The 23,170-nt window shown below is 52.2% G+C and carries 19 protein-coding genes and 1 pseudogene; 16 read left to right on the top strand and 4 right to left on the bottom strand.

Translation table 11 applies throughout. The features are described from left to right. Positions 1–124 precede the first annotated feature (124 nt). From DL239_RS14720 to DL239_RS14675, 10 genes and pseudogenes are all read left to right on the top strand, one after another. Entirely contained in the window at positions 125–1,315 is a 1,191-nt protein-coding gene (locus DL239_RS14720; RefSeq protein WP_167684862.1) for a tyrosine-type recombinase/integrase, read from the top strand. Further along, positions 1,305–2,279 (top strand): hypothetical protein, encoded by a 975-nt coding sequence (locus tag DL239_RS14715; RefSeq protein ID WP_167684861.1) that lies wholly within the window; start codon positions 1,305–1,307, stop codon positions 2,277–2,279. The genes DL239_RS14720 and DL239_RS14715 overlap by 11 nt, the downstream gene beginning before the upstream one ends. A gap of 127 nt (positions 2,280–2,406) precedes the next feature. Continuing rightward, on the top strand, positions 2,407–2,553 hold the full coding sequence (locus DL239_RS14710) for a hypothetical protein (RefSeq protein ID WP_167684860.1): 147 nt from the start codon (positions 2,407–2,409) through the stop codon (positions 2,551–2,553). Between the two features lie 233 nt (positions 2,554–2,786). Continuing rightward, positions 2,787–3,071 carry a hypothetical protein gene (locus DL239_RS14705; protein WP_167684859.1) on the top strand — a complete coding sequence of 95 codons (285 nt, stop codon included), beginning with the start codon at positions 2,787–2,789 and terminating at the stop codon, positions 3,069–3,071. 93 nt (positions 3,072–3,164) lie between these two features. Continuing rightward, the gene (locus DL239_RS14700; protein WP_167684858.1) at positions 3,165–3,611 is read left to right on the top strand and encodes a helix-turn-helix domain-containing protein; all 447 of its coding nucleotides are present in this window, start codon (positions 3,165–3,167) and stop codon (positions 3,609–3,611) included. Positions 3,612–3,823: 212 nt separating this feature from the next. Further along, positions 3,824–4,486: a hypothetical protein gene (locus DL239_RS14695; RefSeq protein ID WP_167684857.1), complete on the top strand. Its 663-nt coding sequence runs from the start codon at positions 3,824–3,826 to the stop codon at positions 4,484–4,486. An 81-nt stretch (positions 4,487–4,567) separates the two neighbouring features. Beyond that, a complete protein-coding gene (locus DL239_RS21865) occupies positions 4,568–5,650 on the top strand; it encodes an SEL1-like repeat protein (protein WP_304621510.1) in 1,083 nt (360 codons plus the stop codon). A 199-nt stretch (positions 5,651–5,849) separates the two neighbouring features. Next, positions 5,850–7,310 (top strand): S1C family serine protease, encoded by a 1,461-nt coding sequence (locus tag DL239_RS14685; protein WP_240931877.1) that lies wholly within the window; start codon positions 5,850–5,852, stop codon positions 7,308–7,310. A gap of 1,836 nt (positions 7,311–9,146) precedes the next feature. After that, positions 9,147–10,334: an acetate/propionate family kinase gene (locus DL239_RS14680; RefSeq protein ID WP_167684856.1), complete on the top strand. Its 1,188-nt coding sequence runs from the start codon at positions 9,147–9,149 to the stop codon at positions 10,332–10,334. Between the two features lie 432 nt (positions 10,335–10,766). Next, positions 10,767–10,883, top strand: a pseudogene (locus DL239_RS14675) (arsenical-resistance protein); the annotation flags it as partial. A gap of 141 nt (positions 10,884–11,024) precedes the next feature. Here the strand turns inward: DL239_RS14675 and DL239_RS14670 are convergent. Then, positions 11,025–12,074 carry a LacI family DNA-binding transcriptional regulator gene (locus DL239_RS14670; protein WP_167684855.1) on the bottom strand — a complete coding sequence of 350 codons (1,050 nt, stop codon included), beginning with the start codon at positions 12,072–12,074 and terminating at the stop codon, positions 11,025–11,027. 101 nt (positions 12,075–12,175) lie between these two features. On the opposite strand from DL239_RS14670, the gene DL239_RS14665 reads away from it, so the two are divergent. The 5 genes from DL239_RS14665 (at position 12,176) to gnd (ending at position 17,254) form a co-directional block, all read left to right on the top strand. Next, a complete protein-coding gene (locus DL239_RS14665; RefSeq protein ID WP_206188467.1) occupies positions 12,176–12,712 on the top strand; it encodes a gluconokinase in 537 nt (178 codons plus the stop codon). A 34-nt stretch (positions 12,713–12,746) separates the two neighbouring features. Continuing rightward, complete coding sequence (locus tag DL239_RS14660; protein WP_167684854.1) at positions 12,747–13,766, top strand: TRAP transporter substrate-binding protein; 1,020 nt, start codon at positions 12,747–12,749, stop codon at positions 13,764–13,766. 70 nt (positions 13,767–13,836) lie between these two features. Further along, positions 13,837–14,379: a TRAP transporter small permease subunit gene (locus DL239_RS14655; RefSeq protein WP_167684853.1), complete on the top strand. Its 543-nt coding sequence runs from the start codon at positions 13,837–13,839 to the stop codon at positions 14,377–14,379. Further along, entirely contained in the window at positions 14,376–15,704 is a 1,329-nt protein-coding gene (locus tag DL239_RS14650) for a TRAP transporter large permease (protein WP_167684852.1), read from the top strand. The genes DL239_RS14655 and DL239_RS14650 overlap by 4 nt, the downstream gene beginning before the upstream one ends. A gap of 149 nt (positions 15,705–15,853) precedes the next feature. Further along, on the top strand, positions 15,854–17,254 hold the full coding sequence (gnd, locus tag DL239_RS14645; protein WP_167684851.1) for an NADP-dependent phosphogluconate dehydrogenase: 1,401 nt from the start codon (positions 15,854–15,856) through the stop codon (positions 17,252–17,254). Positions 17,255–17,560: 306 nt separating this feature from the next. On the opposite strand, the gene DL239_RS14640 is transcribed toward gnd, so the two are convergent. Next, a complete protein-coding gene (locus tag DL239_RS14640) occupies positions 17,561–19,627 on the bottom strand; it encodes a bifunctional aldolase/short-chain dehydrogenase (RefSeq protein WP_167684850.1) in 2,067 nt (688 codons plus the stop codon). A gap of 97 nt (positions 19,628–19,724) precedes the next feature. Between DL239_RS14640 and DL239_RS14635 the strand changes: the two genes are divergently transcribed. Next, entirely contained in the window at positions 19,725–20,699 is a 975-nt protein-coding gene (locus tag DL239_RS14635; RefSeq protein ID WP_167684849.1) for a sugar-binding transcriptional regulator, read from the top strand. Here the strand turns inward: DL239_RS14635 and mtnA are convergent. Beyond that, positions 20,696–21,796, bottom strand: coding sequence for an S-methyl-5-thioribose-1-phosphate isomerase (mtnA, locus tag DL239_RS14630; RefSeq protein WP_167684848.1), 1,101 nt, complete (start codon positions 21,794–21,796; stop codon positions 20,696–20,698). The two genes, DL239_RS14635 and mtnA, sit on opposite strands and share 4 nt — an antisense overlap. Continuing rightward, on the bottom strand, positions 21,793–23,067 hold the full coding sequence (mtnK, locus tag DL239_RS14625) for an S-methyl-5-thioribose kinase (RefSeq protein WP_167684847.1): 1,275 nt from the start codon (positions 23,065–23,067) through the stop codon (positions 21,793–21,795). The genes mtnA and mtnK overlap by 4 nt, the downstream gene beginning before the upstream one ends. Positions 23,068–23,170 lie beyond the last annotated feature (103 nt).

Here is a 23,170-nt window from a genome sequence, read left to right as displayed (position 1 = left end):
AGATGACATTTAGCGTCATAAGCCTCAGTAAAGTATGGGCATTTATCAGCCTTGAGGTTTTTCTGGATTTCATTCAGTTGCACCGCTACGCTTTCACTGTGTGGTATGAACGGTGGTATGTTGAATGGCGGCGCTGGTTGGCAAGCTAACTAGGAAGCTGGTGGAGAATCTTGGGCCAGGTCGTCATGGCGACGGAGCGGGCCTACATCTGGTGGTTGACCCTTCAGGGGCGCGACGCTGGATTGTGCGTGTCACCGTAAAGGGACAGAAGAACGCTAAGGGTGCCCCGCTGCGTACTGACTTCGGTTTGGGTGGGGCGGATGTTGTAACACTCAATCAGGCGCGTGAGCGTGCGCTAGAGTATCGCCGCATGGCCAAGTCGGGCCTGAACCCGCGATACAATGCCAAACGTGACATACCATCCTTTGAAGAGTTGAGCCGTCAGGTTCACATTGACCGATTGCCCACATGGAAGAACCCCAAACACGGGCAACAATGGCTGAACACCTTGCGCGATTATGCATTCCCCAAGATTGGGCGGATGCCTGTTGATGCCATTGGGCAACCAGAGGTGCTGATGTGCCTGTCTCCGATTTGGACGGACAAACACGAAACGGCCAAGCGGCTGGCTCAGCGGATTAAGGCGGTTTTGGACGTTGCAAAATCCTCTGGCTTCCGTGACGGGGAAAATCCGGTCACGGCTGTGAAAGAGGCCGGGGTTCTTCCTAAAGTGAAGGCCAAGGTGCAGCATCATGATGCAATGCCCTGGAAGGACGTTCCGGCATTCTATGCAGAATTGGAAGGTCGCAGCGCCACGGCAGCGAAGGCGTTGCAATTCACCATTCTGACCGCGTGTCGCACATCCGAGGTTCTGGATATGACCTGGCCTGAGGTCGATTTTGAAGCCCGTCTATGGACCGTGCCAGCCGCGCGCATGAAGGGCGGTAAAGAACACCGCGTTCCGCTTACAGATGAAATGCTTGCGATACTAAAGCCGCTCATGGCGATGGCGTCTGACTATGTATTTGAGGGGCAGAAACGACACAAGCCACTGTCCAACATGTCAATGCTGATGCTTTTACGCCGTATGGGGTGCGATGGCTTTACCGTGCATGGCTTTCGCAGCACGTTTAGGGATTGGGCGGCGGAGGTTTCTGGCGCTCCCCGAGAAGTGGCTGAGGCAGCGCTTGCACATCAAGTGGGGTCTGAGGTGGAGCGGGCTTATGCGCGGTCGGACTTGCTGAAGAAACGGCGCGAGATGATGAACACTTGGTCAGGTTTTCTTTTGAAAGGGCGGAGTGTTGATGACAATTGACAAGCGTGAATTCCTCACTGACGAGGAAATAGAGCAACTGGCTGATGCTTTAGAGGATGGCTTCCGTGACGACTACATCCCCGGTATGGAGATGAGAAAACTAGTTCTCGGCAATCTTTTTGAGACAAATCCGCTGGGTGACGATGCTGTGTATTTTCCCGTCGCGGACGGGCTGAACGAGGAACGTCTGCGAGTCGCAACATCGCGTGATAATCGTGATGAATTGGATTTGTTCAAAGAAACCTCTTGGGAAACAGACATGCTTTGGAGAAACGCATTCGGTTTCAATCTCGACAAGGTGGAGAAGTATTTTCGTTCCAAGCATGATGAGGTCATAGGTGAATACAAGCGCCGATACGAAAAGTATCTATCGAATGGAGATTTCGATGAAGCGTATGACTATGATTTTGGTGTCTTTTCTGGTGAACCAGATACGTTTGAGCAGTGGGTAGAGGGGCGAATATTCCCATATACTCGGCGTTGGTTTGAGCGTCATATATTTACGCTTATCAAAGAAGTTCGAGGCAGTCAGCGGCACCTATCGGAAGATTTAGTGGCGGAAGGCAAACCGGTATTGCCCGGTTATTGGTTGGAGAAATTGGTGGTCTCAGCAATGCAGCTCGGGCGGATGGTCGAGCACTACAGGTGGAAATTCCAATACGAGAGCAGCATTGTCCGTCGCAAGGAACAATCGCAAAAAGCGGGCAGCGGAGGCGGTAAATCATCTTCTTTGGCTCGCGAAGCCCGGCTCGAGGCATTCATGTTTGCAATTGAGCAATTGGCGGACCTGTTTCCTAGGATGTCAGAGGATGCGATTGTGATGCAGGCGTTTGAGAATGCAGCTAAGCGAGAAGAAAAGTTCTGGAAAGTAGCTCCGGGTCAGGCGGAACGGTACGTTGTACCGTTGAGGTCAGAACAACCATTTAAGAGAAGATATGACGCTATCTTTCGCGGAAACGCTTAAGCGTTTTCCAGAAATGTAAGAACTGCTTAAGCTCTCAAACTCACTTGATGACAACCACCTGAATCTGCACATAATTCAAAGCTATCGTTAATAACCTCAAGAAAGGGTTTGCCGATGGCTGGCATCTTTGACCAAGACAGAATTTTCTTTCCTGAAGACCCTGAACTTCGTGTTCTGGGCACAGTGGAAAAGCTCGCCCAATGGCGGCACCGCAATCGTGGACCTGCCTTTATCCGTATCGGGCGGCGCATTGGCTACCATGGCACAGATTTAAACTCCTATCTGGCCGCTCAACGCGTCGATCCCAGCACAAAGGCCGCGTAATGAAAAACCCCAACTCCGCACGCGGGGCAGGGGCTTTTCGAGTGACATCATCTGCCACCGTGACAAGTCCAGTTGATGCCACATCGTGCCCTTCCCATGCAACTTATTTTGAACGTCGGTTCCGCTGGTGCGGACAAAGCAATTCCGTTCAGCCCCTGACACTAAGCAAAGGACGTATCGATTATGTCTAATCACTGGCACAGCAACCGCACACAAGTTTACTGGACCTGCAAGGCGCTTATTGAGGGGCGCACTATCAACCATATGGACGAGATTGGCGAAACCGCAGGTTGGCGCTTAGGGGCTATCATTTGCAATCTCAAAAAGAACTACAAGTGGCCAATTCGTGCTGAATATCGTGGGCCTGAAAATATCGCCCATTACAGTCTTCAGTCAGAAACCAATTGGCGATTGTTGAAATTGCCGCATTCCGCCCGAGCGCTGAAAGATGAAGAGGTGTCTGAATGATGGAGGTGGCAGTGTCACCAGAAAACGGCGTGGGGGGGGATTCCCCTGCGCCACTCCGTCATTGCACGCTCAATCGCGGCGAAGGTGCTGTGGATGGCTAGGAACAGGTACAAGCCAAGGGGCAAGCGTTCAGACGAGGGGCAGTACATCAATCTACCCTACGCCATGATAAAATCGCCTGCCTGGCGTTCGTTGTCTGGCTCTGCGATCAAGGTGTGGTTCGAGCTTCACGCGCGGTTCAGCGGCGGCAACAACGGACGCATTCATTTGTCGATGAATGAGGCAGCGCAAATTTTGGGGTTGGGTAAAGCCACCGTTCAGCGGGCTTTTGTCGAACTGGAAGCCAAAGGGTTCATTGTTCTCGAAGTTCCCGGCAATTGGTATTCCCGGCGCGCTCATGATTGGCGGCTAACAACTAAGCCAACGCAGGCCAGCACGGGAAACAAGGCTGCGACAAATGATTGGCGAGATTGGAGGCCTGAAAAAACAAAACGCGGTTCTGGAACGGACCCGTCAGCTATCCGAGTGGTTCCGCCCTGAAACCCAAGGCCTGTTTGTGGGTCCGCTAGAGAACCCGTCAGAGCCATTTCGGCGGCGTGCTTGGGTTCTGGAATGGAACACTATTAGTTACCACTCTCATGGAAGGAACACGCAGTGCATATACGAATTAAGACGAAAAAGCAGATGGGGGTAAAACGCCGAGAAAACGGCAAGTTGCCAAACGATTTCGGAAAAAAGTTGGGGTGGCTGTGATGGGTGGCTATGGTTCTGGGCGACCCAGCTACAAGCAGAAAGCCGAGGGGTGCCGTTCCTTGGATGTAAACCGGTTGCACCGCGAAGGCTGTCTTCTGGAAGGCTGGCAGGGGAATTGGCAATGGTTGCGTGACGGTGAGGTGATTTCGAAGATTGGATTTCGTGCCGAAGAACGCCGTGTCATCTTTGACTATCGCATTAGCCAGTATGGTGGCGACTGGGAGCCGGTAACGCAGTACGTACCCCTGACATACACCAACTGCCACTACGGCGGTCAGCGCCCCTATTTTTGCTGCTCTGGAGCCGTCAACGGCCAGCACTGCGGGCGGCGTGTCGGCAAACTGTTTTCGGGTGGACGATACTTCCTTTGCCGTCACTGCTATTCCATCGCCTATAGCAGCCAGTCAGAGGACCGACACGACAGGATGCTGAGACGCGCTAACAAGCTGCGCATGGCGCTAGGTGGCGAGCCTGGAACGGCACATTTCATTGCATGGAAGCCCAAAGGCATGTGGAACCGAACATATCAGCGCAAGCGGTTCGAGATTGAGTGGTGCGAGGACCAAGCGAACATAGCGTTTGTACGCAAGTACTCGCATTTGCTCGGAAAAGGTGAGTTAGAGTGTTTTAAGGCCGAAGGAACAAATTTAAAAAAACCCTGATTAAACAGGGGGTGTGGCGTCTGTACAGCTAACATTTAGACCCTATAACGGTTGAGTGTCAGAATTTTAATATGAATAAGAATGATGCGTATGATGGACTTGAGGCGCGTGGGGGAAAGTTTGACAGTGAAATTCAATAGCCAATTTCGAGCCGTGGCACTGGCCGTTGCCGTTAGTGTTGTGGGCAACGGCTCTTTTGCTCAAGACTTTGAAAAGGGCGTCAATGCCTATGACCGTGGTGACTATCAGGCAGCTATGCAAGAACTCTTGCCACTCGCCAGCCAAGGCAACGCCGTGTCTCAGTTTATCCTAGGAAACATGTACGCCGACGGCGTGGGTGTTCCTGAGGACGACAAGGAAGCGGTGCATTGGTACCGTCTTGCGGCTGACCAGGGCTACGCCAGCGCCCAGAATAGGCTCGGGTATATGTACAGTAACGGTAAGGGTGTTCCTGCGGATGCCACGGAAGCAGTGCGGTGGTACCGTCTTGCTGCCGACCAAGGCTACCCCTACGCTCTGAATAACCTCGGGTATATGTACGCGAACGGCAAGGGCGTTACGGAGGATGCCAAGGAAGCGGTACGGTGGTACCGGCTGGCCGCCGACCAGGGTGACGCCAGCGCCCAGTACACCCTCGGTCTTATGCACGACAAAGGTGAAGGTGTTCTAATGGACCACAAGGAGGCGGTGCGGTGGTACCGTCTTGCTGCCGACCAAAGTTATCCCAACGCCCAACATAGCCTCGGACTCGCTTATGCCTATGACAGAGGTGTCCCAGCGGACGATAAGGAAGCAGTGTACTGGTACCGTCTTGCGGCCGACCAAGGCTACGCCAGCGCCCAGAATAGCCTCGGGGGCATGTATAAAAATGGGAGAGGTGTTCTAGCAAATGGCAAGGAGGCGGTGCGGTGGTACCGTCTTGCTGCCTATCAAGGCCACCGCAATGCCCAGGCAAACCTCGGAATCATGTACAATAACGGTGTCGGCGTTTTGGCGGACAATATCAGCGCGCATATGTGGTTTAACATCTCAGGTGCTAATGGGCTTGAGAAGGCGCGAGAGTGGCGTGAGATAGTTGAAGGCGTTATGACGCAAGCGGATATTTCCGAGGCCGTGAACGCTGCCCGCACCTGCATGTCTTCAGATTACCAAAACTGTAGGTGAGGCATGAGTAATTAACGCCCAAAGGCTTCGGGTCACCCGCTTTCCCGACTTAACTCCTATCCGTGGTGGCGCGGGAAAACCTAGCATGTGGAAACGGAATTGGGGCACACTCAAGTACAAAAAAATTGTGAGGTAGAGGTTTCTAGATGAGAGCGGTTCTATTTATTACTGCGAACGCGATCGCACCTAGTGTGACAGAATGAGACGATTTCTGGAGGAATTAGTGTTTAGGATGCGTTGGGTTTTCATCTTGCTGTTGTCTTCGGCATTTTCATTGGTGGGGGCTATAACCAAGGCGCAAGACTACCAAGAACTCTTCAAAGGATTCAATTCAGCGGGTCTTACCTACACAGAACGGAGGTACCTCCAAGCAGCGCTGGCTTTTGAGGGCCACTATGTAGGTTTGCTAGATGGCGATTGGGGGCGTTTGAGTCGCGAAGCGATGGAGCGGTATTCCTACAAGGAGTTTGGGAGAGCCTCTGAGGAATGGCATACGGCTGTATTAGCGTTAAGCTTCTTTGACCGCTACGAGCGCGACGGGTGGGACATGAGATACTTCCCCGCTCTTGGTATGTCAGTGATGATGCCTCTGAAAACACTTGTTACCGACCCGCCAAGTGACCACTTTGTAAATTATCGTCACAGCGGCAGTAGCTTGTCTGTTTCAATCGGTAGGCATGACAATGCCACAGCGACCAACATGCACCGCTTCACAATTGATGCTCATACACGGCGGGAAAAGCCTTATTCGGTTCGGAAGACAAACTTTGCCGTCTCTTCGGCTGTCCTGTCTGATGGGTCTACCCTGTATACGCGTTCGAATTTCATCAATGGAGCGTGGTCTACAATTATGGTCTCCGCATCGGCACGTGACTTAAATGCTTTGCAGGCGGTGACGTCCAGTATCGCGAAAGGGCAAAGTCGCGCATTGGACATAACCGTTGATGGCAAGTTAATAGAGGTCCTTCGTAGAACGATGGCATTAGCCAATTCTACAGAGCAAAATGAGGCAAACGCGCCAGCGCAACCTTCCGCACCTCTGCCAAAGCGTGGGGGCTATACAGGGACAGGTTTTGTGGTTTCAGCGGATGGCTATGTGTTGACCAATGCTCATGTCGTAGAGAATTGCGGCGCAATTCTCGTAGACGGTGTGAAAGCTGAATTGATCGACGCCTCTGAGCCATTCGATTTGGCATTATTGAAGACTAACTTGCCGCACGGCAAAGGTGTAGCAGTGTTTTCAGCTACCCCGGCCAAACTCAATTCAGATGTAACGGTGATTGGCTATCCGTATGCGGGCTTGCTTGGTGGATTGAATGTTACACGCGGTGCAGTTTCCTCTCTCAAGGGTCTTGGAGGTGACGGGAATACACTGCAAATTACCGCTCCTGTTCAAAGCGGTAATTCTGGTGGCCCTTTGCTTGCTTCAGATGGTGAGGTGATTGGTGTTGTGGTAGCGAAGCTAGATGCGGCAATAGTGGAAGAGAACCTCGGCGACGTACCTCAGAACGTAAATTTTGCAATCCGTGGGGGTATCGCTAAAATGTTTTTGGCCCAGAACCAAGTTGAGCCTGAACTGAGTTTGGAAGACAAGAGGGTTACGCCGGAAGAGTTGGCTGAGACTGCCGCTAGCTTTACCTCATTCATTGAATGCAAATAGCCATATTCTCGCGCTTTGTGTGGTATGTTGTGTGGTACAATTTTTATTGATATTAAATTTATTGAATTATAATAGGTGATTATTTGGGATAATATGGGGACTGTCTGTCCGCCACGAATCCCTGAATTGCTATAAATTTACGAGGTATTTAGCTCGGGTGTGTTGTTTTATTTGTCAATAGGTTTATCTCTGCGCCAAGGCGAGTATAGCCTAAAAACATCGAACGTGATTTGGCAGGATGATTTCAAATAACTTCCTTGCGGTTCTGATTAAAGAACCTAAGTGACCTAGCTCAGGATCGCACTGGTCTTTCTTCAGGAATGACAGACCTTTAGTTTTGCGGTTATCTACTACCGTAAAGTTTCGATGTGGCGTGATCGGGAGTTTCCTATTCTGGGTAAGTATCAGCTAGGTCAAACACAACCTCACAGTCATCAGCGTTTCACCGCAGTTAGCGCACTTGGGTAATTCAACGTCTGGCATACTGGCTTACGGAGTCAATTGGAATCGTCCTAGCAATGTCGACAAACAGCTGTTTCGCATTCTTCTTTCGTTATCAAAACTTCCTTCACCCAAAACTGGGCAATCTAGAGGAAGTGTCCCAAAGGTCCGTACATATCTACAGTTCAGTGCGTGCTAGCTTGAAAGGTTCGCGGGTGCGGGAACTAAAAATATAGAACCCTCGTTAGGCAGCATTAACTCAATCCTCAACTTTTTCTGTAAAATTTGATGAAATTACCCACCTTCCTGACCGACAAGGCAAATTATGAAAGAATGGACCTCTGGCCATATGGCCGACATCACCTGCACTCATGAACATATCCGAGAGGCAAACGCAGGACGGATAAAGGCAAGCTTGGTGGAGGCTGAACGCCAACGGGCTGAGCGGACATATTTAGTACAGTCGAGTGCCGAGCGGCGAAAAGCGAGCTTTGTGGAATCAGAACGGAGGAGAGCTAAGAGATTGGAGGCCGAACTGATGGAGGCAGTGCAGCTCAAGGAAGTTTGGCTAAGGCAAGAGTGGCCAAAGGCAGAAAGTGTCAAGATTAAGGGGCCTACAGGGGCGCTTCGAGCTTCAATTGCCTTATTTGTGCAAAGTGTTTTGCCCACCCCAAGTCTATAGCGTCCCTGTGCTGTGCATTGCGCCAATGTCCGCTCTTGTCGCGGGTGTCAAAAAGACAAGTCAAAAGCATTGCGGCCAATGGTTTGTTGCAAGAGAATTTTATGCAATTGAGGCGATTGATTTGCTGGTGACATAACCGCCATTTTGGATTGCAGGTTAGGGTTACAACCTAATGATTTCCCGCGGTCGCAGTGAGCCACGGTTCGAAAAACGCGCGGTGAATATGTCAGATCTGATTTGGCTAACCGGCGTGCAGATGTCGCGTCTTGATCCCTACTTTGCCAACTCTCACGATAAATTTTGTGTTGAAGGAAAACGTGTCCTCAGCCTTTGGACCCAAAAACTCTGCCGACGCACACTCTCGGCTATTCAAACTGACATATGATCCCGAACTTACCCTGACTTCAAACGGTGAGATGAGGATTGCGTCATGTTGAAAAACTCAGTTTTTGGCTCAAGCCAGGAACATTTTTCGCCACACCGGAAGAGCGTTGTACTTGGCGAGGGGGCCAAAACGATCTTTGGCCTTGCAGCGCCGCCTCAGATTGGTACCCAGAATAACTATAACATGCTCTAGTCGAAGCAGGTGGTGCAGACATCCTATGCGCCTGCGTCAGGCAAATCTATTGGCAAGGATATAATCATGAAACGGACACGAACCAAGATGAGGTGGCCTAGGGTTAGAAATTTCGGACCGAGGCAGTAACCCGGGAATGGACGCAATCCTTGTCATCAATGCAGGCTCTTCCAGTCTAAAGTTTCAGATTTTCTCGGTCGCGGGCTACGACCTCTTTCGTCAGATTCGCGGACAAATCGATGGTATCGGCGTGCGCCCTAGGCTGCGCGCTACCGGGGCGAATGGTGAAGCACTAATCGACCAAAGGTTCGCGCCCGAGGATGTTCCGGATCTACCCTCTGCGATCACCGAAACTCGCACGTGGTTGAACGGTTTGAAGAGATTTCGGATTCGCGCTATCGGCCATCGTGTGGTGCATGGCGGACCAGACTATGACGAACCTGTCCTGATTGACCCTAGTGTTCTGAAGTTGCTTGCCTCTTATCAGGATCTCGCGCCGTTGCATCAGCCCAACAACCTCGCGCCGATCCAACTAGCAATAGAGATTGCCCCTGACGTGCCTCAGGTCGTATGCTTCGACACAGCATTTCATCGATGCCACGACGAGATTGCCAGCAGCTATGCCTTGCCAAGCGCGTTCTATGAAGAAGGTGTGCGGCGCTATGGATTTCACGGACTGTCCTATGAATACATTACCGGGCGCCTCGGCGAGATTGCACCCGACGCGGCTGCGGGCAAGGTGATTGTCGCTCATCTAGGTAGCGGTGCATCAATGTGCGCTGTTTCTGACGGTTGTAGTATTGAAAGCACCATGGGGTTTACGGCGCTCGACGGACTACCGATGGGCACCCGATCAGGGCAGCTTGATCCGGGCGTCGTGCTGCACTTGATCACCGCAAAGGGTATGAGTGTGGATGCTGTGTCGGATTTGCTGTACAATGAGTCCGGCCTCAAGGGACTATCAGGCCAGTCAAGCGACATGCGCGACCTGCTGGCCAGCAACAACCCACGCGCAGCATTTGCGGTCGATCATTTCGTCTACCGGTCCGGAATGATGGCAGGAATGCTCGCCGCGGCTCTTGGTGGTCTGGACGCTTTCGTCTTCACGGCAGGGGTCGGTGAGAATTCACCAAAGATCCGGGCGCTGATTACTGAAAAGCTGGGCTGGCTTGGGGTTGAAATCGACCATGCGGCGAACAAGGCTGGGGCAACCTGCTTTTCGACCCCTGCAAGCAGCGTTGCGCTGTACGTCATTCCAACGGATGAGGAGCTAGTAATCGCTCGCCATACCCTTGCCGTTGTTAGCAAAGGGGTACAATTGTAACAACTCAGTTCGGGCTTTGTCTTCCTGCATATCCACGCTTCAGAAGGAACACCAGTTGTAAAGAGAAAACCCACCATTTCGACTTGGCAAATGGTTGTTGAAGCATAGCGGCGCAATCGTGAGGTGTTGGGAATTCAGGCACGAACATGGGCTTGCCTTCGCCCTAACAAGTGGCCCATTGAGAGACCAGCCGATCCCGCTTTTTTTGCCCTCACGCGCTCATTCGGGCTGGAGCAGGCCTGCCCGCAGGCTGCGGTCACCGGCTTGCCATCTTTCGTGGTTTCGGCATGTAAAGCAACTTGCTTCGTTGATTCACACAGTTAGGTAATCAGTGCCGAAAAATGATCAGCCGCGGTTTCTCATTCTGTCACCGTTCCAGCAAAGGGTCTTCATGGACAACATTCCACCCAAGTAACTCGCATTTATTGCGGCTCATTGGGTCTACACTCTGGTGTGGCGTTGGCCACTGTCGTCGGAGTGCTAGCTGAGGTTCCAGTGATGTTATCGCTAGTTGTATTCGCAAATAAGGCAAGGTCGCGATTCACCTGAGAATTTCCCAACATATTATAGGCAAGTAGAGGTGTTCCTAGTTTGTTGACCGGTTTCCAGCCCTGTTAAGATGGATCAGGGCTTGATGTCAGGCTGCTATTTTCATCGGTTCATGAGTAGCCTTTTCCCGAGAGCATGCCACTAGTTAGCTCGTAATTTAGAAAGCCTTCTGTTGATGTCCTGATTGTCGAATTGGTACCGGCGTGTGCTGTCTCGAATGGCCAAAATGGATCCAAGGTCAACGACTGGTTGGTATGACACTGGACGGTCTTTGGTAAGTATTTCCCCGGCCAATCTGCCTATTTCTTTAAGCGGGGTCGTAACTGAGGTGACTGTCGGCACTGATTGCGAGGTGATGCCTAAATCGTTGAACCCACAGATTCCGATTTGGTCGGGAACCGACAACCCCCGGCGCTGGCACTCAAATAGAACACCCAAGGCCAGATCATCATTATTGCAAAACACAGCGTCACAGTCGGGGAAATTGCCGACTAATCGCGAAAACATGGCAGAACCCAAGCCGACATCTGAGGGGCGGTTTGTCACGGCCACCGCGTCTTGGTGGAGCATATCTTTCGCCTGCAACGCTGATTTGAACCCTGTGAGACGCTGTTGGGATCGTGGATCCATCTGAGCCCCGATGAAGCCAATATTTTGATACCCAGCCGTGATAAGGTGCTCGGTTGCAGTGCGCGCGGCTTGTTCATGGGAAAAACCAATAATCCAATCGATAGGATTACTACAGACGTCCATGATTTGAACGACAGGACCGCCAACTGCTTGAAGCATCTGTTTGGTGGCATCGGTTTGCTCGATACCAGCAAGGATGACGCCGGCGGGCGCTGGATTTAGAAATGAACGCAGTAGGCGCTCTTCTTCTAGTGGGTCGTAGCCAGTGTTGCCGATCTGCAAAGTGAACCTGCTGCCCTTTAATGCCTCATCGATCCCGCGCAACACGTCACTGAACACGTTATTGGACGTCGAGGGGATCATGACCACAATGGAATTGGTCTTGCTGGCCGCCAGTGTGGAGGCGGATTGGTTGGGGACATAGCCTAGTTTGCGTACCGCGTTGTCCACCTTGGCGCGCAGCGAATCAGATACTTTTTCAGGAGAGCGAAGAGCACGTGATACAGTGATCGCGCTAACACCTGCTTCTCGTCCTACATCAACTAAAGTCGGCTTTGACATGAGCTATACCTATAAAATTATGGGGTAATATATACTTCTTCCCACAGGGATTGCAAAATGGTTGCGCAATCATTTACATTGAACGGTAGAGGGGGAGCAGAATGAGTAACGGTTGCAGCAATCCAGTGTTCATCATGGGAGTGTGCGGAGTGGGCAAAAGCTCGGTCGCCCTTGATCTGGCTGAGGCCCTGTCTGCTCAGTATCTGGAGGCCGATGACTTTCACCCCGAAAGCAATATTTCTTCAATGCGGCGGGGAGAGCCGTTAACCGATGAAATGCGGTGGCCATGGTTGGAAGGCATCTGCCAAGAGATCAAGGCGAGGCAGCAGGAGCACCCTGATCGGCAGGCAGTAGTCGCCTGTTCGGCGTTGAAGCGGGCTTATCGTGATTTGATCCGCAGTCACTTGCCGGACGCCCAGTTTATTCTCCTGACCGGTCCAAAACAGCTGATTCAGCAACGCATGTTGCAAAGGAAAGATCATTTTATGCCGCTGTCACTGTTGGAAAGCCAATTGGCTGACTTAGAGCGGCCTAGCCCTGATGAGAAACACATTAGCATCGACATCAACCTTAGTCGCAAGGAAATTACCAAGGCCATTGTTGCGCAGCTTTTGCCCGCAACACGCGCCTGCATCTGAAAGTCAAATACTCAATTCGGGAGGAACCAAGAGTATGAAACTAGTTAAAACCCTAACCGCCGCGGCCGCACTGGCTTGCAGTGCCACCGTCGGCCTGGCGCAGGATTATGCCCTGCGCTTTCAGTCGTCAGATCCGGCCGGAAACCCTAACTTTGAATTGCAACAGGCCTGGGCTGAACGCGTTGCAACACTGACCGGTGGCCGAGTCACTGTTGAGATGCTTCCCGTCGGCTCGATTGTGCAGCACACCGAAACACAGGACGCTGTGGCGACTGGTATCATTGACGGCCATGTAACTGACACTTCGTACTTCACCGGCAAGGACGCTGCGTTTGGACTGATCGCTAACCCAGTAGGCGCCTATGGTTCGCCAGCTGAAATGCTGAACTTTATCGAATATGGTGGCGGCAAGGAGCTGATGAACGAATTGCTGAACCCGTATGGTTTGCAGTTCATTGGCGCCACAACTCCGGGTTTGGAAGCGTTTATTTCCAAAGTGCCGCTAAACGGTGTTGCTGACCTCAAGGGTCTGAAGATGCGCGCCCCCGAAGGTCTAGTGCAGAACGTATTCTTGGCCGCAGGAGCCGCTCCGGTAAACTTGCCGGGTTCTGAAGTGTTTACGTCACTGGACAAAGGCGTGATCGATGCTGCCGATTACACTGTTTTTTCAACCAACCATCAGCAGGGTATGCACGATGTGGCGAACCACCCTGTCTACCCAGGGTTCCACTCGATGCCTTTGGTAGAAGTGTCGATCAATAAGGGCACTTGGGACAGCATGCCTGCCGATGTTCAGTCGATCCTAGAAATCTCAGTTCGTGATTTTGCCCGCGACATGACAAGCCAACTGGCTATGCGTGATGCGGTGTCGGTGGCTGCTGCGATTGCGAACCCGGACATCACTGTGCACAACTGGTCCGCAGAAGAGCGTGCGAAATTCCGCACAATCGCCAAGTCCCAGTGGGTGGCCGTTGCCGAGAAGTCGGACAATGCAAAGCGCGTATACGAAGTGCTGACAGCCTACCTGACCGAGCAGGGGTTGCTGGCTGAATAAGCTGCATTAACCCTGTCACACCGGTCCGTTGCTACAAGCTGCGGACCGGAACCTTTGTCGGAAGAAGATTATGCAAAACACCGAAATACCAAAGGAAAAAACCTATCGGCCCATCCCAGAGGCGGGCTTGCTTGGTCGGGTAATAACCCGAGTTGGCGACGTGTTTGCGATTGCAATCGTGCTGTCAGCGATGGCGCTTATCTATGAAGTGGCCATGCGTTATGGGTTTAACGCGCCAACAAAATGGGCGCATGAAACCGTGATCTTCCTGACGGCTATTACTTTTGTCTATGGCGGCCTACTTGGCGCCGCGACCGACAAGCATATTCGCGTTGTACTCATTTATGATACGCTCTCGCCGCGTCTGCGCCGCGTGTTCAATGTGGTGATCTCAATGGCCTGTGCGCTGGCCTCGGCATTGTTTTCATGGGCCGGATGGCTGGTGGTTAAGCGAGCGATTTGGACGCCCGCTGGGGATTTTCGCCTGGAAACATCAGGATCCGCTTGGGATCCGCCGACACCTGGTCTGCTCAAGCTGTTCCTGCTTTTTGTTTTGATCCTGCTTTGCCTGCAATTCGCCATTTTGGCCATTAATTATGCGAAACGGAAATGATTGACCTCCTTGCCCTTATTCCAGACCTCAAGGCATTGGGGATCGAAACTGCCACGCTGCTGATGTTTGGTTCGCTGCTGTTGTTGTTGCTAACAGGAATGCCGCTGGCGTTTGTTACTTTGCTGGTGGCTTTAATTTTCGCATTAGGCTGGTTCGGCCCCGGAGCAATTCCGCTGATTGTCAGCCGTATCTTTAGCTTTGTGAACTCGTTTGTCTTTGTCTCGGTGCCGATGTTTGTGCTGATGGCTGCGATATTGGATAGATCTGGCATTGCCCGAGACCTGTTTGACGCGATGCGGCTGGTTGGTGGTCGCTTGCGTGGTGGTGTGGCTATCCAGACTTTACTGGTGGCAGTGGTTCTGGCTGCGATGTCGGGGATTATCGGAGGTGAGGTGGTGCTATTAGGTGTCATCGCACTGCCGCAAATGTTGCGCCTTGGCTATGACCGCAAGTTGGCGATCGGCGTCTGCTGTGCCGGTGGCGCGTTGGGGACAATGATCCCACCGTCGATCGTGTTGATCATATATGGGCTGACCGCCAGCGTGTCGATTGGTGACCTTTTCTCTGCCGCCTTTATCCCCGGGTTGATGCTGGCAACGATGTACGCTGCCTATATTCTGATCCGGGCCTATACCAATCCTGATATCGCGCCGATCCCTGACCCCGGCGAAATTCCACGAGCGGAAAAGCTGCGGCTGCTCAAGGGGCTGGTCCTGCCAATAATGGTTGTGATCTTTGTTCTAGGCTCGATCTACGGCGGCATTGCCAGCGTCACCGAAGCTTCGGCCATTGGTGTGTTGGGGGTAACTCTTTCAACGATGATCCGGCGTGAGTTCAGCCTGTCATTGGTGATGGGCGCGGCGCGTCAAACGCTGGCGACGGTGGGGATGATCGTTTGGATTGGCATTGGTGCCTCGGCGTTGGTTGGGGTATTCAACCTTATGGGCGGCATTCGATTTGTACAGGCCCTGATCACTGGGATCTCTGACAACCCGATGGTGGTGATCCTATTCATGATGCTGATCCTGTTTGTCTTGGGCATGTTCCTTGACTGGGTTGGTATCGCGTTGCTGACCATGCCGATATTTGTGCCGATTGTCGTTAATCTTGGGTTTGACCCAATCTGGTTTGGCGTTTTGTTTGCTATGAACATGCAGGTCAGCTTCCTTTCCCCACCTTTTGGACCCGCCGCGTTTTATCTGAAAAGCGTGGCGCCACCAGACATATCACTGGGCGAGATATTCCTCGCGCTTCTGCCATTCATCGCAATTCAGATTATTGCAGTGATCCTGTTGATCCTGTTCCCTGGGATTGCAATCTATTGAGGACGTATCGCTGGTCACACTTAATTGCCAAACATGGGATACCTTAATAGTCTACGCTCCGCCCATTTTGGGCGGGGCTTTGCTTGTACGAGTATATTTATCATAGTTTTTGTGCCCCTTATCCACAGAAGAAAGATGAGACTCCTTTCATGACCACCGTACATTTTGGCCTTTATGGTCTTGGCACTATGGGATCCGCGCTTGCGCAGAATATCGCAGAAAAAGGGTTTCACCTGCATGTATCTTCACTGCATGCGGAGGACACAGACAGATTTCTGAGCAAGTCTGATGGGCTGAATGAATCTTTTACCCCGCATAGAAGCCTCACCGGAATGACCAAGACCATGCCGGGGCCTCGGGTGATTATCCTGTTGGTTCCAGCGGGCGATGCGGTAGAGGATTCAATTGCCGAGGCGCGGCCTCATATGCGGCCCGGAGACGTCATCATTGATGCAGGAAATGCTAATTTCCATGATACCCGTCGTCATGCTCTGGCGCTTGAGGCTATGGGGCTGGCTTATCTTGGCATGGGCGTGTCTGGCGGCGAAGAGGGGGCTCGTACCGGCCCGGCCATGATGGTTGGTGGCACCCAATCTGTTTGGGACGGCGTGCGCCCTTTGGTCGAGGCTATCGCAGCAAAATACGAAGGTGTGCCATGTGTTGACCGTGTTGGCCCGGATGGCGCCGGGCATCTGGTGAAGACCGTTCACAATGGTATCGAATATGCTGACATGCAGCTGATTGCGGAAACCTATGGGGTGATGCGCGACGGGTTGGGCATGATGCCCGCTGCCATCGGTGATGTGTTCGGCGCATGGAACAAAGGACCACTGCAAAGCTATTTGGTCGAGATCACCGGTGCAGTGTTGAACACGGATGACCCGACAACCGGAAAGCCTCTGGTCGAGATGATCCTTGATCGCGCGGGCCAGAAAGGGACGGGGCGTTGGACGGCGATAGAGGCACTGCAGCTCGGCGTTTCTGTATCCACTATCGAAGCAGCAGTTAGCGCTCGTGTTTGGTCGGCGGCAAAACCGGTCCGCCAGACCGGAGAGGCGATATTTTCCCCTTTACGAGAAAGTGTTGAGCTGGGGACTGACCAATTGGAGCAAGCCCTGTTGGCCGCACGGATCATCAGTCACAGTCAGGGGTTTGATTTGCTGGTTGCGGCATCGCGCGCATATGACTGGTCGCTGGATCTGGCCCGCTGCGCCGAGATCTGGCGTGCGGGCTGCATCATTCGCTCTGCTTTGTTAAACGATATTGCCGCTGCCTTTCGTGCTGGTCCGCCTGACGATGTACTGTGTTTTGCGCCCAGCATGGTAACGCGACTGCAAGAAGCGCTACCCGCCTTGCGCGCCGTAGTTGGCGCCGCGACAAGCGCGGGCCACCCGGTGCCAGCACTATCCGCTGCCTTGTCATGGTTCGATGGCATGACCCAGGGGAGTGGGACTGCTGATTTGATTCAGGGACAGCGAGACTTTTTTGGGCGGCACGGTTTTGAAAGGTTTGATGGTGGTGCCGGTCACCATGGGCCTTGGGCTGACTGACAATGAATTGGGCCGCAGTTATGTGGCCTTTTTTGGCCCATACGGTTTGGAACCAGGTGTCCAGTATGGCAGTTGTAAAAAGGAGTGGCAGATAAGAATTTCAGGGCGTAGGAGATTGTGTTAAATCACTGCAGATCCCAATAACTTGTTGGATAATTGCTAAGCTCAAGATTGTCCTGGTCTTGTTGGATAGATTTCTTCCTAACCGTTCAAACACCTTATTCATACTTCCTCAGAGGGGTGGAAAGGGGCACTGCTCGAATGTGCCCAAGCGATGTTTGATACTTTGGCGACATCTTTAAACGGCTAGCGTAGCGCTGCCTCTATGTTACCGCCATCTACGGTCATGACATGGGCCGTCGTACGTTCGCTTTGGGCCAAAGCAACGAATGCCTTTCCGACATGAGCAGCCTCGACTTCCCGGCGCAACAGGTTGCCTGCCATATACATCTCTTCATCTATGCCCCTTGCTGCGGCACGTTCCGTGACAAAGCTTTGGTCGAGAAGGCCTGAGCGTATGCGATCGGCATTGATACCGTTGACCCGCACGCCGTGTGGTCCCAGCTCTAGCGCCAGTTGCCTCAGCAGAAAAAATGTGGCGGCTTTAGGAATGCCGTAGGCTCCGAAGCCTTTTCCAGGATTAACCGCCTGCTTTGACACATTGATCAAAATCTGTCCGCCACGCCCTTGGATAGCAAAGATATTTGCCGCAGCTTTGGAAAAATTTTGATGGGCAAAGAAGTTCAACTCGAAGCTTTTTCGCAGGGTTTCATCATCTAGCTCTGCCATCTCACCAGTCCAGGCAGCACCGGCGTTTGACACTAGAATGTCGATCCCGCCAAACTCCTGAATACAGGCCTCCATTGCCAAATTGGCGGAGTTGGTCTCAGTTATGTCTAATGCTATTCCACTGTGGTTCCCTCCTAGGCTAGCCAGAGCGTTCTGAAGCGCCTCAGATTCTTGGTCGACCAGGAATACGTCGGCGCCAAGCGTGGCGAATTCGTGGGCTGTTGCCAACCCGATTGAGCCACCGCCTCCAGTAACCATTACGACGCGACCCTGCATAGTAGGTGGCTTACCTTTTCCAAGCTTAGCCTGCTCAAGTGACCAGTACTCCATGTCAAAAAGTCTTGAGGCATCCACAGGATAGAAACCACCACAGGATTCGCCATTGATCATCGCGGTGATGTTTTGCGCTGCCAGATCCGATGCCACTGTCGCGGCTTTAGCATTGGCCGTGAGGCCAACAACGCCAACACCTTCGATCCATGCCAGATTAGGAGTAGGCAACAGCATCGTCTTATTACCACCCGAGCGGGCATTGTTTGCTTTAAAATATGCAGTGTATTCAACTATGAAGTCATCGACCGCTTTGGCGACACTCTCGCGTCCACTTGCAAGAATTTCTTTCGTCAAATGAAGCGGGTAGTTCTTGGTGCGGATGACATGATCTGGGGTTGCAACGCCTCGTCGGGACATGGCCGCAAGATCGTCGCGGGCAAAAAACTCCTGCACGTTTTCGCCATTGCGCATGTCCATAACAGGCATGGCAACGTCGCGATCACCGGTAAACTTGGCATTCGCATCGCCTATGATGCCGCGCAACATTGGCAGAATATCAGCGGCCCTTGCGGACATTTCCTCTGACTGGCCACTGGCAGTTTTTGGAACCGAACCGCTGGTTTTCTCTAGCCAGGCCTCGACCATATTGGTCTGTTCAATCAAACGGTTATATGACTGCTTGGCAGTGTCTCCAAAGGCGAAGTGTCCGTGGTTGACAAGGATTAGCCCTTCAACATTCGGGTTTGCATCATAGACTTGGGCGGCGACCTTAGCCAACTCAAAACCTGGCATGATAAAGGGGACACAAACCAGACTGTCGCCAAAAATCTCCGCAACCACGTTCTGAACATTAGGTAGGTCAGCTAACGACAACATGGCTGTAGCATGTGTGTGATCAACATATGCGTGCGGTAAGAATGCATGCAGTAAGGTTTCGACGGATGGGTTTGGAGACGTGGAGTCAAGCAAATTGGCCCGTTGCAGGTTGACCATGTCTTCATCGCTTAGCGCATCAAGCTGACGCAATTCGAGTAGAGGGTCCAGGCGCACACCGGGTAGGCCTGCGGCCTCGATGACACCCAGATCCCAGCCACTACCTTTAACGTGTAAAACGTTCATCTCGTTGCCAAAGATATCCTTGCGTTTCACCTTGCACGAGGTGTTCCCGCCGCCGTGCAGCACAAGGTTGGAATCCTGCCCTATGATCTGAGACGTGTACACTCGTAACGCCAGTTCGCGATCTGCAGGGTCGTCCCCGGCCTCGTCCATGAAATTCTTTGCTTCGTTGTCATTCCATCTGTTAAGGACCATGGCCAATATACCCTTTCAAGTGTGCGTTTCTCGCGTTAGAGCATACTTTTTGACAAATGTCAGCATGTGGTGTCAAATAACTAAAGGAGGGTATTCTATGGCTACTTCACAACGCAGACGGACAGCCGGGCAGGTGAGCGGTGAGAGCATCGTGATCGAAGCAGCGTGGATGTACTATCATGATGGGTTGAACCAGACTGAGATTGCAAAATTGCTTCAAGTCTCACGAGCGACTGTGGTGAATTACCTTCAGGAAGCCCGAGAACGAGGGTACATTCGTATCAGTTTGGCACCGGAGGTTTTTACAAGTCATCAGTTGGCTGAGGATCTGCGTGAGAAATTTGGTCTTCAGGCGGCATTTGTTTTACCCCGAGGAAAAGGAACCGAGGAAGAGGCGCTGATGCGAGTGGCGCGGGGTGCCGCCGATTGGCTGCCCAGTCTATTAGCCCCCGGTGACCGGCTGGGTGTTGCATGGGGACGGACAATTTTTGAAGTTGCTGAAGCCATTGAACAGACGAAAATTAGTGACGTTACGGTATCTCAACTGGTCGGATCCATGGCAACGCCATATGGGTTTGCCGCCGAGGTCTGTTCAGCGCATATGGCACAGAATTTAGGGGCAAAATGTATCAACCTGCATGCCCCAGCGGTGCTTAGCGATCCGGACCTTGCGGCGCGATTAAGGGATGAACCTATTATCAAGAGTCAGCTTGATGCCTTAGGTCATTGTAATAAAGCCCTGTTTGCCGCTGGTTCATGTGAGCCGGATAGCCATATTGTCAGCAGTGGTTTAGCCAGTCGCTCCGATTTGGATTGGTATGTCAAACAGGGGGCGACAGGTGTGCTGTGCGGACGGTTCATTGACGCAGAAGGGCAAGCCATCCCTGGTGAATTGGACGATCGAATGATTGGTATCACCCTTGATAATCTCCAAGGATTAGAGGTTGGCTTGCTGGTCTCCGAAGGGGCGTCCAAGGTGGCGCCAATGCTATCCGCCATCGCGGGTGGCTGCGTTACTCATGTTGTGACAAGCAACGAAACCGCCCGGCTAATGCTAGAGACTGCGAATTAGTTCAGAACCCGCTCAGGGAACAATTCAGCAAGACCTTCGGCAGAGGCATCACATATTCCCCGTTCCGTGATCAGGCCTGTTACCAAGCGCGCTGGTGTAACATCAAAGGCCGGATTACCACCTGGTGTGCCATCGGGGCAAATTTGAATCTGGCCGACGCGACCATCTTCCATCTTACCCCAGACTTTGGTCACTTCATCGCCATCGCGTTCTTCAATCGGAATTTCCGCGACACCGTCCTTTAGGGTCCAGTCAATGGTCGGAGATGGCAGGGCCACATAGAACGGGATATTGTTATCCCGTGCCGCCAGCGCCTTTAGATAAGTGCCGATCTTGTTGCAGACATCCCCGTGCGAGGTGGTGCGATCTGTCCCAACAATCACTAGGTCGACGTCACCGTGCTGCATCAAGTGGCCACCAGCATTGTCGACGATCAGTTTGTGCGACATCCCATGGCTGTCCATTTCCCAAGCGGTCAACTGCGCGCCCTGATTGCGGGGGCGAGTCTCATCAACCCATATATGGACGGGAATACCAGCCTCGGCAGCATGGTACATTGGCGAGGTAGCAGTACCCCAATCCACCGTCGCCAGCCAGCCAGCATTGCAGTGAGTTAGGATGTTCACGGCTTCGCCAGGTTTCTTTGCTGCGGCAATTTTTTTAATTATTTCCAGACCATTAAGTCCGATTTGGCGGTTGCACTCGACATCTTCTTCGCAAATCTGTTGTGCAAGGATATGTGCTGCTGCTGCACGGTCGGCTTCGGGAAGATCTTTAAGCCGCGCGCGCATTTCGTTTAGCGCCCAACGTAGGTTGATCGCTGTCGGGCGGGTTTCATGCAAAATCTCCCATGTTTCATTCAACGAAGCGTCAGAAGCATCACGCTTCATTTCTTCAGACACAGCAAAGGCCGCCGTAGCGCCGATCAGAGGGGCACCGCGCACCCACATGTCACGGATAGCGACGGCGAAGTCATTGCGGCTCTTCAAATTGACGACGCGGAATTCATGGGGCAGCCAGCGTTGGTCGATAATTTTCACCACCTGCTCTGCATCATCATACCAAATTGAGCGATAGTGCTTAGCGCCAACTTTCATTCTTTTGCCTCCACAGCAATTACACGAGCCAGATCATGGACCGACGCCATGGAATTCATCCGGGTTCGATTAACAACAAGCGCCCGGCCTAGTTTGAGCCCACGCGCTTCGCAATCCGCTCTCAGTTCATCATTTTCTATAGTTTCGTTCTCGGCGATATGGGCCAGGCTCAACGTGCGTCGAATGATTTCGACGCCCGCAAAGCCAAGCGTGTCCTGCCAGATGTCATTCAGACGGTGGCTAAGTGCCTGTTCGCTGGCCAGTGCATGCCCTTGATCTTCGAATAGCGTTTTCTCGTATAGAATTCCTGTTCTCTCTTCACGCCACAGTCGTGAGAACTCTGTGCTGAAAATTGTCCAAATCTCGTCGACGACACCTAAGATCCATTCTTGGTACGCTACACGTGCACCCGGTGCCTCGGCGTGGCCGGGTTGAGCGAAATAGGCCATCCAAAAATTGGCCAGAAGCATACCAATATCAAAGCCCATAGGCCCATAGAGCGCAAACTCTGGGTCGATTACCTTTGTCTCGGTGTCGCTGACCATGACCGAGCCCGTGTGCAGATCGCCATGCAGCATAGTTTCTGCGTTATTGCAGAATTTGGCTTTTAAGTGGTGGGCTTCGACTTTTAAATCCACGTCACTTCGCAGTGTGGCCACTAGGGCATCTAGCTGCGGTGTATGGTGGTTTCGTTCAGCGTTAAAATACGGGTCGGAAAATACCAGCGTTTCGGTGATGTCGCACAGCTCTACACTATTGGCGAACAAGGCCATGTCTGCTTTGCGATTCGCTGTGTTCATACTTAGGTCTGAGCCACGAAATAAAGTGCGTGCACAGTATAAACCTAAAGTCTCGGCCAGTCCGCTATGTGTTTTTCCAGCCATCATGCTTTGCCGCAGAATGACGTGGGAGTTAAAGTACTCCATTACAATAATGGCTTGAGTTTCGTCAAAGTAATAGACTTCGGGCACGGTATCAGGCGCCCGTTTGTCCTGACGAATTAGAGCATGGTACTCAAAATAAGATCGTCTTAGTGGCAGCGGCCAACTGTCGCCCACAAGCCGAACATAAGGAAGCGCCTGTTTGACGATCACACTGCCTTGATCGCTTTGGACAATGAAAACCAAATTCAGGTTCCCGTCACCAACTTCCTTGGATGTCCAAGTGGATGTGTCCGTGCCTAATAGGGTGGTAAGGGCATCGATTTTCCCAAGCCGAATTGCCAGCATATCGGTGGTCAGCGGTTGGTAACTTGGATCCACTTTGTTCATTTTGCCCCCTTGCAACAGTTAATTCCCGTAGTGTTAACAGCAATCTTCTAGAGCCTCATTCAAAAGTCAATAGTTGTTGACATATGACAGAAGTGGCCATTAG

Source organism: Parasedimentitalea denitrificans, assembly GCF_011813015.1.
Taxonomy (GTDB): domain Bacteria; phylum Pseudomonadota; class Alphaproteobacteria; order Rhodobacterales; family Rhodobacteraceae; genus Parasedimentitalea; species Parasedimentitalea denitrificans.
The sequence above is the reverse complement of the archived record's forward strand: the minus strand, read 5'-3'. Positions and strand labels throughout refer to the sequence as shown.